Genomic DNA, 18,573 nt, shown 5'->3' on the forward strand with positions numbered 1-18,573 from the left:
GGTGCAATGCCCAATTCCAGAGCACTAGGTTGGGGCTTTAGCTTTAGCGGGCGTGAATACTTTGGTGCAAAAAAGCATTGGTTCCGTTGGATGGCTAGCTATGGACACGGATGGGGTAGCCAAATAGTGGCTACAATTGGCACACAAGCTTCTGCCATTGTAACGCCGGAAGGCACATTAGAAACGATGCCTGCATGGAATTTAGGAGGTGGATTTGCGTTTCGTTTGTCAAACACCCTTGTTACCAATATCAATTCAAACTGGTATTCTATTGATCCTTCAGAATACAAAGAAGGGTATGATATGAAAGCCGGATTATCGGGCCACGCTAATTTGATTTGGTCTCCATTAAAGAGCTTGAACACCGGAGTAGAATTCATGATGGTACAGCGCACGAATGTAAATGATACGCAAGGTACTGGCAGACGATTGCAGTTTATGGTTAAGTACTTGTTTTAAATAAACAACATGCGGTTCTTAAGGCCCTTATCATTTTCAATTTCCACCCAAGCGCCAAACATGACCTTGCCTTCCTGGTGCGGATGGTATTCCACGACCTTAAAGTCATCGATGCATTTACGCAGATACAGAATTCGCCGGTCAATTTCACGGAGGCGTTTTTTATTGTAGTGGTAATCGGCATTTTCGGAACGGTCACCCAGGCTGGCTGCCCGGGAAACCTTTTTGGTGGTTTCAACGCGCTCTACTTTCCAGAGATGGTTTAATTCATCTTTCAGCTTTTGCATCCCTTCCGGGGTGATCATGGGTGTTCTCATATCTGTTTATCCGGCTAAAAAATCTTTGTATTACTTTAGCCACTCATTTGTTTAGTCATTAATCCCATTGATGGTATATTCTTTAATCTCTTCTCTCAAATGATCATTCAATTTCTTGTACATTTCAAGATTACTAAAGATAAAATTACTCTGTTTAAGAAAGTTAGTCAGAATATCAATTGCCCATTTTGATTGAATCAATTTCGCGTACTCCGACTTATACTGATCATTAGTCAACGTCCAATTTGGGATAGAATTATCCCTCTTCAGCCTGATTAGTCCGTCATTTGAATGGTACAATTCAGTCTGGCTATAATCAATTGATTCAGAAATATTTCCATATATCTCTGTGGACCAGGTCAGGTAGGGGCTTTCATAATATTTAATTATTTCATTGATAAGATCTTTGTCTTTGATTTTGTTAATATAACCTCCGCTTATCATCGAAAGGTAAGTACTCCTTTTGCTTGAAAATTTTTTGTATTCAAGGGTTGAATTGAATAGTTCTCCTAACGCATGATTTGATAGCTGGACAGACGTGTCATTATATTCAAGTAATCGTTGAATAGCATTGGTTTTATCGGCATAGAATGCATACAAGGTATCCATACGTTCCGAGTCCTGATTCAATTCGGCATAAAGGCCATTCAAATCGTTTAATACTTCAGCATTTTCATCAGTTTCTGTCTTCCAGCTGTTCAGCTGTATTGCAATTAATATCCCGATTACCACGAGAATTATTTCTCCGGAGGCATACAGTAGGTACTTGCCAATTTTGTTTTCAGAGGACAGGTTGTGCCTTATTTTCCTGAATATATTTATCATTGATTGAGGGTAGGATAAACTGTTATTAAATGAAGCCTAGAAATTGTTAGTCTAATTTTATCTTATTTTTAATTCTATCCAATAGACTATATTTCCTTTTTGAAAAATCTTCAGCACGGTCAAGCCACTTTTCGGCTTTTGCTCTTAATTCCCAATCTTCCTTAGTTGAGACCCATATCTCCACACCATTAAATTTCTCATTAAATGGGTCAAAAACTATTATTTCATATTTGCCAGTAGACCTTGGAAGAAGTTCGTATGTCTTGATAGGGACAGTATCAAAGTTGTCTTTTCCAAGCTTAGAGTTTTTTCTGTAAACAGTTAACAGCAGATCATTTAAGGTGGAATTACTTTTGTTTATCACCTCGATAATCATTCTATTACAACGAGGAATCAAACCAAATTTCTCATCAGAATTTGGAAGAGGAACTAATTTTTTATCATAGGAGATAAGTCGAACAGATACAAGCATGAGAAAGTTTGTCAGTTCATCAATTCTATCAGATTTGATTAGTTCTAGATTCATATTCTAATTAAGCCCAGCTAGTTCTATCTACCAAAAAAAATCCAAATATCCCGAAATGTGTGTCAGTCGCGATTCAAAAGCTCAGACCACCAATTTCTTTGTCTCACATAAAATCGGTAGTCATGTTAAGTTTGAAGGACTTTCTTGTAATGCCAGGATTGATATAGCCTGAAGTTTATTAAAGTTGTCGCAGGTTACGTTCCTTTAACTCTTTCTGCAGCGCCTCGTATTGCCCGGGTTTTTTCAGAAGTCTGTAAATCACAAACAACGGGATTAGGGTCACAAGACCCCAGGTGCTCGCAGCTACGCTATAAATAATGATTCCGATTAAAAACCCAATAAAGAAGGCATCAATTATGGGTGATGGTTTGTTCTTCTTCGCTACTTCCAGCAGTTCTGTGTCGGTCAACTGAGAGAGTTCTTTTTGGTTCATGCGCGTAAATTGATTTTAAATGTAACATGAATTACCTGTTGAAGGTTTTAAAGATCCACTCCATGGAATCAACATCTCATTCTTATCATGATTTTTGGATCAGCTTCCACTTAATATCCGATTTACATTTAATTTGAAAGATTTACCGATGGGCACTTCATAATTCCTGATCATTATTCTGTTGCCCTCAATAGAATTAATCTGACTTTTTGATACAATAAAGGATTTATGAACCTGGAAAAAATTGTCGGACGGAAGTGTCTTGATGACGTTCGAGATTTTATCCCGAATTACTATTTCACTATCCAGGGTAACCACCTTGCAATAGTTGCCTGTTGATTCAACAAACAAAATAGTCTTCAAATCAACCTGGATGTAGCTTTTATTGGATCGAAGAAATATCCGGTTCTCATCTTCTCTATCATTTGACAGTACCGAACGGCTCATTGCTTTGTTCGCATCAACACTATCTATTTTGTTTATGGCTTTAATAAAGCGTTCAAAAGAAACGGGCTTGAGTAAGTAGTCAACAATATCCAGCTCATAACCCTCGACGGCAAACTCTTTATAGGCAGTTGTAACTATAACCTTTGGTGGTTTGGACAACGTCTTTAAAAAATCAAACCCGGATATTTTGGGCATATTCAAGTCGAGAAAAATCAAATCAACTTGTTCACTTTTTAAGATATTTAAAGCTTCAATGGCATCATAACAGCTTTTTACGAATTGTAAATGCTCCATTTGCTCACAATATCCTTTAATGACGTCGTGAGCGTAGTGTTCATCATCCACTATAATGTATTTCATTTAACCGATATTTCGAGTTTAGAATAGTAGATATCATCTTTAATCTCAGTATCAAATTTACTCCTTTCTGCATAGAGTAATTCAAGTCTTCGTCTCAGATTCGTCAATCCTATTCCGGTCATGTTTTCTTGATTCTTTTCAAAATTGTTCTCAACCTCAAACGTTATTTTATGAGTGTCTGATGTCAACCTTAAATGTATAAATGCATTATGGGTAATGGTTTCTATTCCATGCTTGAAAGCATTCTCAACCAAAATAATGAATAAAAGGGGAGTGACTTTCGCCTGGTCATCTTCCACTTCTACAGTGAACTGCACATCAATTTCCCTGTGATACCGCACCTTATGCAGGTTAATGTAATTATTTATAAAATCAATTTCCTCCTTCAGCGTGACCAGCTCATTTTTACCCTCATAAATACTATACCGCATGATATCCGATAGCTTTAATATTACCTCTTTAGCCAGGAGAGGGTCCTTATCCACCATTGCATAGAGATTATTCAACATGTTAAAGAAGAAATGAGGATTTACTTCAGATTGAAGCAACATTATCTCCGCCTTTTTCTTTTCATGCCGCATGGCCAGTAGATCTTTCATTTGCCCGATGAACCAATAAATAACCAGCGATATCAATGTGAAAAACAGAATGATATAATACAGAATGAGTATTGTACCCACTGACGTATCGAAGGTAAATGTCACTGAATCTTCACCAGTATAGATCAGGTAAATAATGATGATACCTCCTGGAATTATCAATGAAACAAGCACTATGGAATAAAGCGCCCTTTGCAGGATTTTTGATGGCATGCTCATGGTTCAAAGGTAACCTTCATTTTATTCCAAGTAAAGAAACTTGATAAACAGCTTTCAGTAGGTGACAAACAGTCTGATTCGTGTGAAGAACGAACTTCATAACGGTTATGATGCCCTTTTTTAGGTGCAAAGGGTCGTTCATCCCAACTTTTTTATGAACAACGGATTGCTTGATACATTCGCCTGCAAATCAGGAAGAATAAAATTATCCGGTGACATGAAAGCTAAATTATTTACCTTTTTATCCAAACCCTACTCGGTTTTAATAGTCATACTTATTGCCATTTTGCTATCGCTTTCAGATAGAAATTTTGGGTACTTTTTTGGGTTGGGAGTGGTCTTATTCATTGCCTGGCAAAAGAAGTGGGATTGGTCCTATTTCGGAATAGGGCAAAAAATAACTCTTCAGACGATTATTACCAGTGTTTGGATATCCATCGTCTATTTTTTTGTGACGGGAGTCATTGATGGTGTCCTTCAGCATCACCTGGGTGACAACGATTTAAGTTCACTGGATGACTTACGGGGAGATTTTGGCAACTACTTACTTATGATGATTATCATGTGGGTGTTCGCAGCGATGGGAGAGGAGCTTCTGTTTCACGGATATTATATGAAGCGTTTAGCCAAATTAATGGGGGGTTCAAATAAAGCATGGGGGATATCAGGTGTAATTATTGCGGTCTATTTTGGCCTGTCCCATGGTTACCAGGGGTTATCCGGCATTATTGGAATAACTATAGGATCACTGTTTTTTGCTTTTTTGTTTTATAAAAACAGAACCAACTTACTGTTGCTTGTATTCATCCATGGGATCTACGACTCAATTTGGCTCACACTAATCTATTTGAATGAAGATATGCGGGTATCCGGTTGGTTCGAAGGGTTGATATATAAATAATCAACAACCAATTTTCATAGCTTTATTTCCGAATCAGATGTGTCGTAATGAACAACCTGTACTTCACCATCATCCCGATATTTATAAACTGAATAAGCATGACCATTATCTTTACGGTTGATCAACTTATCTGACGTTGAGAGATAGCTTATTTTTGAAATTCTTCCCTGATCATCATACTCATATCGAACACCGTGATAACCTCTCGTTTCATGCAGGCAGGGGTTGCCTGCTACATCAAAATACCTCAGGCTTTTCCTTTTGTTGCCTTGCTCATCCCATGTCAGAGATAGTTTGTGATAACCTGCATTACTGTGTATATCCGGATTTCCTTCCGCGTCATAAAAAGTACGCTCCTGGATATTCCCGAACTGATCAAATTTTGTTTTGCTCTTGATTATGCCATAATGGCTGGCAATAGATTGACTTTTTTCGTCCTGATGTTCAAGAGCTACTTCGTACCCGTATTCATTAAATTCCTGTTTACCTATCGCCACATTTGGACCGTTCCCTTTTTCCAGTTCATTCCTGTTGTTGAGGACGTTCCATTCCAGAAAATTACCCTGGGAATTGGTGGTTATTCTGTCTTGTGAGGCCCCGGAGCTATTTTCCACCAGATTTCCATTCTCATCTATATTTTGCATTAATGCAATGTGCCCGGATGGGTTGAAGTATAATCTCAGGCGGTGAAATTCAAAACCCGGGCGAATCGTAACGCGATTACCTTTCTCGTCGTATCGATCTTCGATAACGCTTCCATCATCAAGGTATTCCCATTGATACTCATAGATTCCCCAGCTATTTGTTAATCGCTGATGATCTTTATTAAGAAAATAAAGTCTGTTTCTGAAACCCAAATCATTATAGGTATACATAAAAAGAGTACAGTTGCCAAGTACTTCAACTGGTTCGCCTTGTGTATTAAAGAAAGAAATAGTCTCCGATTTCTCTCCATAATCGAATTTCATAAAATGCGCAAGCGTAAACAAACTGGCCGTATGATTGGGGTTTCTGGGTGTATTCCCGTTAAAGAATGAAACAGATACCAATTGGTGCTTTTCGTTATATAAAAAGCGGTAATGGTTTCGATTCATCGCCTCTTCTTTATTCAAAGGGACACTTCCTTTTATGGGGGATAATGGTGTTTCTACAAATTCAACGGTTGAATAGTAGAAGACATGCTGGTCATTACTCTTTTCCTGAGCAATACAGCCGGTATAAACTCCAGGGAAAAAGCTCATTAAAAGGAGCCATAATACACATCCTGATTTCATCTTTGTAATATCATTGTTCGATTACAAAAATGTTGTTTTCTCTTCTTTTTAGAGTTGTTTCAGCAGATAATGAAGTTTCAATTTATCCATCAGAACTTTTTTTACTGACTTGAATAAATTGTTTTGGGGTGAGGCCTGTTTCTTTTTTGAAAGCTCTGAAAAAAGTTGATTTTGACTTAAATCCGCATAGTTCTGAAATGGCTTCAATAGTTAAGTGCTTATTTTCAGGGGATCGGAGTTGGCGCTTTGCTTCCTCAACTCTGAATTGATTGATGTAATCATTAAATCGTATACCTAAGCCATGATTAATGGTTTGCGAGATATAGCCCGGGTTGGAGTTTAGTTCATTAGAAAGGAGTTTCAAATTAAAGTCAAATTGCTTGTATAATTGCTTCTCCCGGATGACTCTGGAAATTTCTGTAATCATTTCATCATAACTGTTCTTATTTAAAGAACTGGAAGCATATTTTGCTGGAGGCAAAAACGCAACACCACTATTAACAAGAAGGGCAATTAGAGAAAGCAGAGCAATTACCACCGAAAGAAAAGAGATATCCACGGGCCACTCAATCATGGACCAACCGGATGTAATTTCGAGCTTTTTGTAAAGAAGGTTTGATGACAGATTAAATAAGAAAAAAAACGAGATCACGGTAAGCAGGATGTACAATAGTATCTTTTTAGACGTACTGTGGTTAGCTCGTGTGAAACGAAAAAACTCAAAGGAGATCAAGCTGACAAACACTAGTGGAATAATTGTTCCCTTGAATAAGGTTTGCCAATTCTTCCAATAGTTAAAAGATCCTGGTCTGGTATCCTGGTAAAATAAATCCAGATTTACGAGTTTCTGGTCAGTACTTAAGCTTAGTGAATGAAAATAATTGATAAAGATGAAAGCGATTATTGTACCTATTAATATCCAATGTTTGACTCTTAGTCGAAAGTTGGATCTGGTAATAGAAAGTACGAAGAACAAAAAGACAGGATAAACCAGAAGATTAAAGAACCTGCCACTTATGTATAAGGCAGGGAAACTGTAGATCAACTTGCTATGGATAAGTGTTTTATAAAACAACTCATAGGAAAGTAAAAACAACAAAAAATAGAGAAATAAATACCCGCCATCATTAAAACCCTTTCTCAGAATAAAGAATAATGATAAAAAGCTTCCAATACCAAAAAGGCTAAACCCCAGTACAGTAAAATAATCCAATTTTAATGGCTTTTATATTTTGGTGTCGAGATATGTACGAGTGAAATGACGGGATCAAAATCCGACGGTAAATATATCGGTGCTCAGACAAATCGTTAAAATCTAAGATAGTACAAATTTTAAATTGTGATAGTTTTGGGTTTTAAACTGTGCGCTACCATATTGATTGTCCCGATTTAAAACAATCATTGTCTTTGATTTTCATGTAAAATGTATACTGGTTTCAAACAATATCTGGTCAAACACATTATTAAGGTTGATAAACTGCATAGAACTTCGATACTAAGTATGCGATTAACACGAGTTGCCCCTAATCAAATGAGAAAAATACTGCTTGTATTAATTCCGATCTTCTTTTCCCTGGCTAATCCTGCAATTAGTCAGGCAATTGATAATAACAATGTTCGCAAAAAACTGCGGGTGTTTATCGACGGTTGTGACCGGTGGGATGGAGGTTGTGATATGGATTTTATCAGAACGGAAATTACAGCGGTTGACTTCTACCGGGATAATGAATCAGCTGATGTTTTTGTGCTGATTAACAATAACGAATCTGGTGGTGGCGGAAGACAATATCAACTTTTGTTTATAGGTCAGCAAAACATCCATGCGGGAAGAAACGATACCGTGTATGTAAATAACAAACAGACGGATACCGACTTCGAAGTGCGGGCAAAACTTACCCGGTTTATCAAATTGGGTTTAGCTCCGTACGTTGCAAAAACCACAGCAGGGGAGGACATCGATATCAATATGAAGACTGACTCTCGCTTTACGGAAGACATACGAGAGGAAACCGTTGATCCCTGGAATTATTGGGTTTTTAATGTGGGAACCGATGCGAACTTTGAATTAGAGGAATTGAGCAGGGACATTAATTTAGGTGGAGAAATCAATATTAACCGTATTACGGATGAATGGAAAGTTAACCTATCGGTGAGAGTAGATGAAAGGCTGAGAAAAACGATTCAAAGAGAGCCAAGAGTTGATGAAAATGGCGATCCGGTTCTTGATGAAAATGGAAACCAGATCATTGATGATGTTGAGAATAATTTTGATGTATCAGAATTTGGATTTGGTCACCAGCTGGTGAAGTCTATTTCACCCCAATGGTCTTACGGATATGATTTGGAAGGTCTCCAGAATACCCGTTTTAATTATAAGTTTCAGACCAGATTCAGACCCGCTGTAGAGTATAATTTTTTTCCGGAATCAGAGCAGAATTCCAGGTTTCTGAGAGTGAATTATGGGATTGAAGTAAGGAATAACAGATATGTGGAAGAAACGATTAACGGTGTCACTGAAGAAACCAGGGTTCTGCATAGTCTGAGAGCCAGTCTCGGACTAAATAAACGTTGGGGCAACCTTGAAATAGGATATCGTTTGAGAAATTATCTGGATGATTTTAGCTCCTGGACCACAGGTTTGAATGTTAGAGCAGATGTCCGTGTCACCGGGAATTTTTCTTTCTTTATGAGGGTAGAAGGTAACTACGTAAAGGACCAGATTTACCTGGCAGCAGGAGATTTCACCGAACAGGATATTCTGAGTGGCAGGGTAACCCTGCCTTCAGCATATACTATTGATTCCAGGTTTGGGTTCAATTACCGATTTGGTTCTAATCTCAATAACTTCGTGAACAGGCGATTTTTTGGAAGGGCCAATTTTGTTGGGAATGATTAGTACGGCAATTAGGGTATTATTCGGTCCATCCTGAATCACATTTCACAAAGCAGGTATCGCCATTGGTCGCGAGCGTTTTTAATCAATCGAATTTATTGAAGGGTCTTCATTAATGGGACTATTTTTCTTCAATCAATTGTTTTGTGTAAGCAATGACGTTTTCAATCTCGTTATTGGTTAGGTAAACAGATGCATGTCCGGTACCGAATGGTGATTGAATGGTATCTCCCTGAATTGTTATACCTTGTTTAAGAAGTAGCTTGTAACTACTTAAATCATAGCTAATGGCGTTTTTAATATCTCCAGAGTCTTCTCCAACGCCATCTAATGCCGCCCCATGGCAAGATGAACACATGGTCTGTGCAATCAATCTTCCTTTTAACAAATCCTGCCCAAGATCAGGCAATGTATGACTCCTGTAGTACAGTACTTCATCTTCTGAAGTATGATAATAAGGCTTTCCTTCATTATCGGTTCTCCAATAATTTGCTGGCAACCTGGCCGAAACGGAATCTTTATACCCTTCAGGTGGGATAGGTGTAGGGTTTCCTTTCTCGGGAATTGTTCTTAAATAAGCAATCAATGCATCCATGTCTTTTTCACTCAAAAATTGAGATGTTTTTGAAGGCATCAGGAATAAATCACGTGAAGGATGAGTGCCATCTCGCAATAATTCTTCGAGTTGATCATCACGCAGTTTAGGTAATGTAAGTGATATGTTGCTAGCCCATAGACCATCGAGTATTGGGATAAAGTCACCGAAATTCACGCCAGTATAATCAGACAAATGGCAATTATTGCAGGCAAACAAATTTGCCAGGCGCTTACCATGTAAAATTTTCTCTTGATTAGTTGTATACTCTGACCCGTCAAAACTTACAGGAGAAATGTATATGTCCGTGGTGTCCTCATTGTTTTTCTTCTCCTTTGTACTTTCAGCACATGAAGAAAAAATGAGGTTTGCTATTAGAAGTAATATGCAAACAGTGATTTGATTCGTGGTAGCATTCATCAAGAACAGATCAGACCTGGCTTTGCCCCAGGACCGTTTTTAGGATTGAATACTGTCAATAAACGAAAAAATACGCAATGAGAAAAATGGTGAACTTTACAAGGAAACGTTCGTGCTAAGTATATGTTTTTGCGGTGATCCAAAGATCTGCCCGGCGTTCCTCTACGCCTTTTAACAAGACACCTGCAAACATCTACTCAGACGGCACGGCCAGGTGGCGGTCAAAGTATTCGATTATCTTGCCAAACAGGTAGCGATTGTAGTTCTGCTCACCGCTCCATCCATGCGTCGCACCCGGTGCAAATGCAAAGTCGAAATCCTTTCCCTGGTTAATCAGTTCTTCAGCTAACACGGCCGTTGTCTTGAAAGGTACCACCTGGTCCTGGATGCCGTGGATGAACAGGAGTTTATCCTCCAGATTCGCTGCGTATTTGAGCGCTTTTCTTTCGAAGACCTCCGGGTGTGTCTGTGGGCGACGAACAATCGCGACGTCGTCCGTGCCAAAGAACATCGGGTCAACAGCCGCCGCTGCAGCAACACCCACCTGGAATAAGCCCGGCTTCATCAAAAGTGAATAAACAGAGAGTGTGCCGCCATAACTGCTGCCCCAGATACCGATGCGATCGGGATCTACATAATCCAGTGACTCCATGTAGGCAACGGCGCTTGCATAATCTTCAATGTCCTGGTCGGCAAAGCCCAGCAGGAACTCTTCACGGAATGCACGGCCATAACCGTTGCTGCCACGTGAATCCACCTGCACGATAATATATCCCTTCTTAGCCAACAGATGCTGTACGAGGCTGTAGTTACCGGCCCAGCGGTTCCTTGCTGTATTCGAATACACGGGTCCAAACAGCACCGGGTACTTCTTGCCGGGCTGCATGTTGGCAGGTTTCAGAATCCGGGCGTGCAGTGTGTAGTCGTCGACAAGGCTGGGGAAACTAACGTATTCCGCAGTCGCCCAGGTTCGCTCCGTGAAGGCTGGCAACGGCGAGTGGGTTACTCGTGTAGGGTCACCACCCTCGCTGCTTACCACGTAAAGTTCGGGAGGGGATGTGTCGTTGCTGTGCATGAACACCAGGTGCCGGCCATCCGGTGAGGGGTAGCCATCGTTCCGGCCCGAAAGGCGTGTCACCTGTTCGGGATCGCCACCGGACATATTCAGGCGATACACGTGTTGTTCGTACGGATTAACGCCGTTGCCTTCGTAAAACAGAGCATCACCAGCAATACTTGGGGCGGACAGTACATCGTAGGACGGATCTGTCAGGAGCTGCGGACGATCCCTGGACGGTGAGGCATCGATGGTATAAAGGCCGTAGCGATCACCCATATCACTTAAGAAAACAACATTCTTTCCATCCGGATGCCAGGCAGATCCAAATGATGTGTACATGCGGCTCTCTCGAACACCTTGCCAAATCTCGCGCGGTTGGCTTTCTCCGGGTGCAACGACGAACAGCTTACGTTCAACCGCCGTGTCGGATGCGATATCAACCAGCAGAGCACCGCCAGGTGACCAGTTGAAGTCGATGACCTGGTTGGCGTGCGGGTCTGGCAAATCGAGGTATATAATGTTACCGCTTTCTACATCGAGCAGGCCAACCCTGCGAATCTCGTTTGGATCACCCGGGTAACCCCGGCGTACCTCGTTGGGATTGGTTTCGGCACCGAGGTAATCCGGGAACGGCACCTTTCGCATCTCGCGTCGGTCAACGGCGTGAAACGCGATGGTCCTGCCATCCGGGGACCACTTGTATGTTGGCCCACTCCAGATGCCCGGACCGATTTCACGTTCCGGACGGCTGTAGCGCCCTTTCTTTACGCTTGAGAGACTGGCGATGCCGATTTCGGTGAGCTGACGATTCTGTTTGGAAGGGAAGTCAGCAAGCCACAGGTCACCGTTCCGTATATACGCTGCCTGGTTGCCGCTAGGCGATATCGTCAGGTTATGTGCACCTGCCTCTACGGGCATAAACTGGAGGTCTTCTCCCTGGCTGAGCGATGTCTGCCATAACAGGTTGTTAGCTCGCAGGCTGACAATGGTGTTCGGGTCGGTCCAGACAATTTCGCGCACCGGCGCGGCTGCCGTATTGGAAATGTGGCGCACTTGCTTCCCATCGCTTGTGGATACCCAGAGGCCGCGCCCGGGATTTCCTGGTTCACTCCAGGAAAAGGCGAAGTGCTCGCTGTCCGGTGCCCACACAGGCCGCGACGGGGTTGTTCCCGTTAGTTTAGGCGTTGCAAACAGGTCATCAAGGGTGAGCTCAGCTTCCTGTGCTGTGACTGTTGCGGGCATCGCCATCAGTAAGCCTGCCACTATCCATGTTTGCCAAAAAGGGATGTGTTGCATGTGTTTGCTTTAGTAACTGTCTTGTAAAATAATCTTATACTCCCCAAATTATATATTGCAGATAGCCAGTTGATTGAAATCCATCCACGCATAAACTAATATACAGATTTTAAATTGTGATGATTGCGGCCGCTATCTCACAATTTAAAATCATACTTGAATTCTGAATATATGAAGAAGAAGGAATGATTTAGGCAAGAATTTCCTGAATTAGATTTGGCAGGAGGGGAGTGGTAATCCCGGAGTCCGTTGCCACTTAAAGTTCAGATTCACATTAGATCAATGGGAATCCAGCTTTTTCTTAACTTCTTTTCTTAAAATTTCAGCCTTGTGTTTCAATTGTTTCCAGGAACCTATTTGGGATTGTAAGGAAGCCATACGACTAAACATGGAACCCATAAATTCCTGGTCTTTAATTAGAGTTTCCAGGTCCAATTCAGGCAATGGTAATGAGATATTATAGCGTTCAAAGCTTTCAGAGGTTGCTATCACCTTCGCATACATCTCCGGTCTTGTAATTTGATGATTATTGACGAATGCACTTTGTTCAATGATAAATTTATTGTTCTCAATTTCCTTGTAGTATTTAAAAATAAGACCGCGCAAGGTATCTGATTTTATCAATTTCATTGTACCTGTGGATAATGCCTCATTGAAGGTGCCATCATTGGCTTGAAAATGGTAGTCCTTTATAAAGGATTCCATTTCCGTGATAAATTCAATTTTATCACCACTTAAAGCGGTCATAATTTGTGTGGTAGTTTCCACTGAATCAATCAATTCATTCAGTTGTTCTATGTCACTTTTTAAATCATATTCTAATAAATTGTATAGAATCCTTTTTTCTTCCAGGTTATTTTTCCGGTGCTCAACTGTAGTATTCAATTGGAAAGCCAGAAAAATTCCTATCATAACCAATAGCACTTCACCTAATGCATAAATCAGATATTTGCTGAATTTATTTTCTGATACTAATTGCTGTCTGATTTTTTTGAAGAATTTTATCATTGTATCGATGGTTAGTAGAGATGAAGGCTATTGTATCTGAACAGGAACCAAGGTTACCTGAATTCTGTAGTTCATAGCTTTACCCAGGATGATTTGAGAGTAGCCAGTGCTCAGAGGAATCATCAAAACCTAAGATAGTACAAATTTTAATTTGTGATGATTGCGGGTTTTAAAATGCTGAGTCACGCCGGATATAAAATGCAATCACCTTAACATAAAACCGATCCGTTATCACACTGAAGTGATGATAACTGGTTTTATGTTAAATACTCACGGTGTTCGTATTGCGGTGACCACGTGGTGTTGTTATATAATTTATATTATGTTAAATAGAAATATTGAATACCTCCCTACTTATGCTCATCGCTCTTGATTACAACTTAAAAGTGAAGTTTGCTCGAAGTAGATTTTTCAAGTAAATTAAATTCTTCACCTCTGGTCAGAAAGTATCGGATATTATCAATTGATATCAGAATTCAATGATGAAAGGACACAATTCAAAATTCTTGTATTATACTGGAGTGGCATCCATTTTATTTGTTATCCTGGCTTTTGGAATCGTCGCATTGGTACAGCCTGTAAGACTGGAGCGATACTATAAGCCCTATGTAATTATACATATAATATCGACACTGGGTTGGCTAATTCTATTTACCTGGCAGTCAAGGCTAATTCTGAAGAACAAATTAAACCGGCATAAGCAAAATGTGAAGATTGCTCATGTCCTGGTCATAGTTGCCACCATTGTTGGAATTTACATAACATACCTGTGGGGAGACCCCGGGAGATTAATCGGTGAGTCCAGGGACGTTCTGGTCTTTGCCGGCTTGTATTTTGCGAGTATCGTGCTCGTAAATAAAGGAAAAACCCAGGCACATAAACGACTGATGCTGGTAGCTCTGGTAAACCTCGTCTCTCCTGCCTGGTCCAGGGTTGGATCTATTTTTGATTGGTCAACACCTGTAGTGGTTCTCGCTATGATTCTAACGTGGATTATTATTCCGCTGGCGTACGACATTTTTACAATTCGAAAGATTCATCGGGCAACTATAGCAGGTATACTAGTGACGATGATATCATTTGCCCTGATGATTGCAATTGTAATCTCACCCTGGTTTGATAAGATTGATGCTTTTCTCTATCCAAAATGACAAAACATTAGGTCTGCTCATATCCTTAACCCAATTATATTCGGAGTTTGTTGAAACTGTAATAATCAAGTAAACTTGTCACTCCATTACCTCTTCTAATCCGTTGCCAGTATTCGTATAAATGAATAGATGCAGTTTCACCTTTCTTTTATTGCTATTCCTGTTTAGCTGTAATCCTGAAAAAGGACATCACTCTATGAATCTTTTAAACCTGGAATTGCCGGGCACTGTACCTGTGGCATTTATGCCGGATTTAGTACCCGATGGTCAAATCATTCATAAAGGCATATTGAGTCCGGACATGAAGGAATACTACTACACGATTTCCGACCCAAGCTTTGAAAATTTTGACGTGTACGTAATTCGGAAAGAAAATGAACAATGGACCGAGCCAATAACCGCATTTTTCAACAGCGAATTTGATGAACATGGCATCAGCTTTTCCCCGGATGGCAACACCCTCTATTTCAGTTCAACCCGACCTGTGTATATTGTGGATGTTCAACCGACATGGCACATTTGGAAGTCAGATAAGGTGGACGGTTCATGGACTGACCCTGTTTTTGTGGATATTCCAAATATGAGGGATAAATTGGTATCCCATCCTGTAATTACGAATTCCGGAACCCTGTATTTTCATTCCAGTAATCTGGATTACAGTGATATGGACTTATATCATTCGAAACAGGTTGACGGCAAGTTCCGGAACGCCGAAAAACTGTCAATATCGCTGAATGCCGATAAATGTACCCCCTACGTATCACCCGATGAGAAATTCCTGGTTTTTGCAACCATCGGGGAACAGCTTGAATTATATGTGAGTTTCAACGACGGACAAGGGAACTGGACAAGAACGAAAAGATTAAATGATCGAATCAATGCTTCGGGCCAGGGAAATCCCTACGTCACCCCGGATAATCAGCTTCTCTTTTTTACAACGGACCAGGATGGAAAATGGCAGGTTAAATGGGTTAATATCGGGTCTGAATTGAATTCAGATTAATGCCTCCAGCAATTTATTATGGCCATTTCCTGTTAATTCTCCGGAATTACCCCAGTACGGCCAGTACCAGCAGGTAAAATACGCTCGGACAAAGCAAAACCCCCACTCCTGTATAGAATGTCGAAGTCATGGCTCCATATGGGACGAGCTTCGGATCTGTCGCAGCAAGTCCGGCTGCCACACCACTCGTGGTTCCGATCATTCCTCCGAAAATCATAGCTGTCGTGGGATTATCCAAACTCATGCGCTTGGCTACTATGGGGGTAATAATGGTCACAAAAACCGTTTTCATCACTCCTGCGGCAATGCTGATCGCGATCAGTTCTGAAGAAGCGCCAATGGCAGCCCCGGTGATCGGCCCGACAATATACGTGCATGCACCGGCGCCGATGGTTGTAAAGCTCACGGCATCGGTATAACCCATGGCATAGCCAATCGATCCGCCAATAAAAAAGGTGATGGTCACCCCTATCAACAATGATAATACACCTGCGAGACCGGTTGCACGGAGCTCTGAAAAGTGTACGCCCATGGCAGTTGAGACGATGGTAAAGTCCCTGAACATAGACCCTCCCAGTATTGCAAGGCCCGTAAATGCCGGATAGCTGGCAACCCCCTTATTCCCACCAAAATATGCCAGGACCAACGCGGCGAAAATGGCAATAGCCACCCCCGGGATTTTGTTGAATACCACTTTCTTTGAAAACCAGTTGGCTAAAAACAGGGCTACGCCCATAAATAAGAAAGCCAGGACGAGTCCATTTTTAGCAAGAAATTGTTCCAGGATCTCCATCATTGGTTGGTTTTAGCGCTGGCCATCCTGGAAATAAACGGGACAAAGAAATAGCATGCCGAGGTTGCAATAATTCCCGCAAGTACCGCGACCCACCCTCCTGACACCGCTGCCCTGACATTCAGGGTCGCTGCCATGGCAATCACCACCGGAATGTACATGGCGCTCCAAAAGTAAATTCCGTCTTTTGTGTCTTTCACTTTCGGCATGGAGTCCTTCATCCTGCCATTCATGAATATCAACAGCAACATTCCAAAACCCACACCTCCCACGTTGCCGCCGATTCCCAGCCAATAGCCTAAATATAGTCCGACAAGCTGTCCGATGAGGTAACACGCTGCTAATATGGCCACACCATAGATTCTCATTCGTTCATACGATTCGTAAATAGTTCTTTCAGTTCCTTTTTGGTCACTTTACCCATAGCATTTCTGGGGAGATCTTCCAGGAAGATGTACTTCCGGGGGATTTTATACGGAGGTAATTTGGTCCGGATCCACTGATCAATTTCATCCGCGGGAAGTTCGCTTCCCTCACCTGCCAGGACTACGGCTGCACATACCAGCTCACCCCACTCGTCATCAGCAACACCCACCACACCACAGTCCTTAATTTCCTCTCGAAGGCGTAAAATCTCTTCTATTTCCAATGCTGAAATTTTATAACCACCTGACTTAATTATATCCACGGAGCTTCGGCCAATTATTTTATAACTACCTGTATCATAGATTGCTATATCACCTGTCTTAAACCAACCATCCATAGTAAATGCATCTGCTGTTTCCTTCGGCCGCTCCCAATATTCCACAAACACATTCGCCCCTTTCACCAGGATTTCTCCGGGGTCACCCTCCGGCACTTCTTCAAAGTCGCCATCCACCAGTTTAACCGATACACCCGGCAATGGTTGACCGATATGCCCCGGTCTTCTTTCGCCATGATACGGATTACTGATGGCCATTCCAATCTCGGTCATACCGTATCGTTCCAGCAGTGTATGTCCGCTTATCTCTTTCCATTTTTCCATCACCGAAACAGGCAGCGCGGCAGAACCGGAAACCATCAGTCTCAGTTTGCTGAGATGCTGGTACAGGTCGGACCTCTCTCCGGCCGGCAATGTTTCCCAATAGGCGATGAGTTTATGATAGATGGTTGGGACGGCCATAAAAAGTGTCACATCCCCCCTGTTGAGCACGTCAAAAACGGATTTCGCATCAAATTTTGGAAGGAATTCGCAAGTGGCCCCGGCCCATAATGCACAGCTCAGCACATTGATGATACCATGAACATGATGCATGGGCAGGATATTCAGGATATGGTCTTCCCTACTCCATTCCCATGCGTCTGCAAGGCTTGTGATCTGGGCCTCGATAGTTGCATGCGTGCTTACCACTCCCTTTGGCGATCCGGTTGTGCCACTCGTATAAAGGATCATCGCCCGTCGGTTCGAATCAATTTCCGGCAGGATCCCATCGTCAGCCGGAAATTCATCATTGGCAATTAACCGGATACTGCTGGAACCGGTATACTTTTCAAATTCTGCCAGGTATTCCTTTTCTACCACGAGGTATTCAGCCTTTGTGTCCTCCAGGATATATTGTATGGCATCAGGCGGACTGCCATGATACAATGGAACGGCAATGCCACCGGCACGCCATATACCCCATTGAATCTTCACGTAATCAAAGCCTGGCTTGATCATAAAAGCCACTCTTGCCTCATGGAGATCTGTTTTTTCGTCTAACAGTTGACGGGCTGCGGCGTGGGAAGAACTCAGCAACTCCTTGTAGGTATAGGACTTCCCATTTGCAATAATTGCTGTTCTTTCCGGGGTGGAAAAAGCCCGATGAATAATGTTCATAAGTAAAACATGATAGTACGGAATTTCAAGATAAAAATTCCTGCAACAAAAGTCCGTATTATCCAGCCTGAATAAAGATCAAATTATTTCGGAGCCTTCCTGAACACTACAGACGGTCAGGCCTCCCGGGGCA

At 41.6% G+C, this 18,573-nt stretch carries 19 protein-coding genes; 5 read left to right on the forward strand and 14 right to left on the reverse strand.

What is annotated here, in order from left to right; genetic code table 11:
• The coding region (locus LDX50_RS12265) for a hypothetical protein (RefSeq protein ID WP_225697585.1) at positions 1-459 on the forward strand (459 nt) is incomplete at its 5' end.
• Here the strand turns inward: LDX50_RS12265 and greB are convergent.
• The 6 genes from greB to LDX50_RS12295 all read right to left on the reverse strand — a co-directional run bounded on the left by greB (position 456) and on the right by LDX50_RS12295 (position 4,179).
• Positions 456-776 (reverse strand): transcription elongation factor GreB, encoded by a 321-nt coding sequence (greB, locus tag LDX50_RS12270; RefSeq protein ID WP_225697586.1) that lies wholly within the window; start codon positions 774-776, stop codon positions 456-458. The two genes, LDX50_RS12265 and greB, sit on opposite strands and share 4 nt — an antisense overlap.
• A gap of 51 nt (positions 777-827) precedes the next feature.
• The gene (locus tag LDX50_RS12275) at positions 828-1,601 is read right to left on the reverse strand and encodes a DUF6090 family protein (RefSeq protein WP_225697587.1); all 774 of its coding nucleotides are present in this window, start codon (positions 1,599-1,601) and stop codon (positions 828-830) included.
• 46 nt (positions 1,602-1,647) lie between these two features.
• Entirely contained in the window at positions 1,648-2,127 is a 480-nt protein-coding gene (locus tag LDX50_RS12280; RefSeq protein WP_225697588.1) for a hypothetical protein, read from the reverse strand.
• 178 nt (positions 2,128-2,305) lie between these two features.
• Entirely contained in the window at positions 2,306-2,560 is a 255-nt protein-coding gene (locus LDX50_RS12285) for an FUSC family protein (RefSeq protein WP_225697589.1), read from the reverse strand.
• A gap of 99 nt (positions 2,561-2,659) precedes the next feature.
• A complete protein-coding gene (locus LDX50_RS12290; RefSeq protein ID WP_225697590.1) occupies positions 2,660-3,367 on the reverse strand; it encodes a LytR/AlgR family response regulator transcription factor in 708 nt (235 codons plus the stop codon).
• Positions 3,364-4,179, reverse strand: a complete 816-nt coding sequence (locus tag LDX50_RS12295; protein ID WP_225697591.1) for a sensor histidine kinase — start codon at positions 4,177-4,179, stop codon at positions 3,364-3,366. Before LDX50_RS12295 ends, LDX50_RS12290 begins: the two co-directional genes overlap by 4 nt.
• 223 nt (positions 4,180-4,402) lie before the next feature.
• Between LDX50_RS12295 and LDX50_RS12300 the strand changes: the two genes are divergently transcribed.
• Complete coding sequence (locus LDX50_RS12300; protein ID WP_225697592.1) at positions 4,403-5,086, forward strand: CPBP family intramembrane glutamic endopeptidase; 684 nt, start codon at positions 4,403-4,405, stop codon at positions 5,084-5,086.
• 14 nt (positions 5,087-5,100) lie between these two features.
• Here the strand turns inward: LDX50_RS12300 and LDX50_RS12305 are convergent, their stop codons facing one another.
• Both LDX50_RS12305 and LDX50_RS12310 read right to left on the reverse strand, forming a co-directional pair.
• Positions 5,101-6,327 carry a hypothetical protein gene (locus LDX50_RS12305; protein ID WP_225697593.1) on the reverse strand — a complete coding sequence of 409 codons (1,227 nt, stop codon included), beginning with the start codon at positions 6,325-6,327 and terminating at the stop codon, positions 5,101-5,103.
• A gap of 115 nt (positions 6,328-6,442) precedes the next feature.
• Positions 6,443-6,934 (reverse strand): helix-turn-helix domain-containing protein, encoded by a 492-nt coding sequence (locus LDX50_RS12310; RefSeq protein ID WP_225697594.1) that lies wholly within the window; start codon positions 6,932-6,934, stop codon positions 6,443-6,445.
• 957 nt (positions 6,935-7,891) lie between these two features.
• Between LDX50_RS12310 and LDX50_RS12315 the strand changes: the two genes are divergently transcribed.
• On the forward strand, positions 7,892-9,256 hold the full coding sequence (locus LDX50_RS12315) for a hypothetical protein (RefSeq protein ID WP_225697595.1): 1,365 nt from the start codon (positions 7,892-7,894) through the stop codon (positions 9,254-9,256).
• 118 nt (positions 9,257-9,374) lie between these two features.
• Here the strand turns inward: LDX50_RS12315 and LDX50_RS12320 are convergent, their stop codons facing one another.
• From LDX50_RS12320 to LDX50_RS12330, 3 genes are all read right to left on the reverse strand, one after another.
• Entirely contained in the window at positions 9,375-10,268 is an 894-nt protein-coding gene (locus LDX50_RS12320; RefSeq protein WP_225697596.1) for a cytochrome c4, read from the reverse strand.
• Between the two features lie 193 nt (positions 10,269-10,461).
• Positions 10,462-12,591 (reverse strand): prolyl oligopeptidase family serine peptidase, encoded by a 2,130-nt coding sequence (locus LDX50_RS12325; protein ID WP_225697597.1) that lies wholly within the window; start codon positions 12,589-12,591, stop codon positions 10,462-10,464.
• 312 nt (positions 12,592-12,903) lie between these two features.
• Positions 12,904-13,632, reverse strand: coding sequence for a DUF6090 family protein (locus LDX50_RS12330; RefSeq protein WP_225697598.1), 729 nt, complete (start codon positions 13,630-13,632; stop codon positions 12,904-12,906).
• A 521-nt stretch (positions 13,633-14,153) separates the two neighbouring features.
• On the opposite strand from LDX50_RS12330, the gene LDX50_RS12335 reads away from it, so the two are divergent.
• Positions 14,154-14,783, forward strand: a complete 630-nt coding sequence (locus LDX50_RS12335; protein WP_225697599.1) for a hypothetical protein — start codon at positions 14,154-14,156, stop codon at positions 14,781-14,783.
• A gap of 196 nt (positions 14,784-14,979) precedes the next feature.
• A complete protein-coding gene (locus LDX50_RS12340; protein WP_225697600.1) occupies positions 14,980-15,786 on the forward strand; it encodes a TolB family protein in 807 nt (268 codons plus the stop codon).
• 46 nt (positions 15,787-15,832) lie between these two features.
• Here the strand turns inward: LDX50_RS12340 and madM are convergent, their stop codons facing one another.
• Genes madM through LDX50_RS12355 form a run of 3 tightly spaced genes read right to left on the reverse strand, consistent with a single transcriptional unit; the run spans position 15,833 to position 18,440 of the window.
• Entirely contained in the window at positions 15,833-16,582 is a 750-nt protein-coding gene (gene madM / locus LDX50_RS12345; RefSeq protein ID WP_338029998.1) for a malonate transporter subunit MadM, read from the reverse strand.
• A complete protein-coding gene (madL, locus tag LDX50_RS12350) occupies positions 16,579-16,947 on the reverse strand; it encodes a malonate transporter subunit MadL (protein ID WP_225697601.1) in 369 nt (122 codons plus the stop codon). Before madL ends, madM begins: the two co-directional genes overlap by 4 nt.
• The gene (locus LDX50_RS12355) at positions 16,944-18,440 is read right to left on the reverse strand and encodes an acyl-CoA synthetase (RefSeq protein ID WP_225697602.1); all 1,497 of its coding nucleotides are present in this window, start codon (positions 18,438-18,440) and stop codon (positions 16,944-16,946) included. Before LDX50_RS12355 ends, madL begins: the two co-directional genes overlap by 4 nt.
• Positions 18,441-18,573: the final 133 nt, after the last annotated feature.

This window comes from Fulvivirga sedimenti, assembly GCF_020328055.1.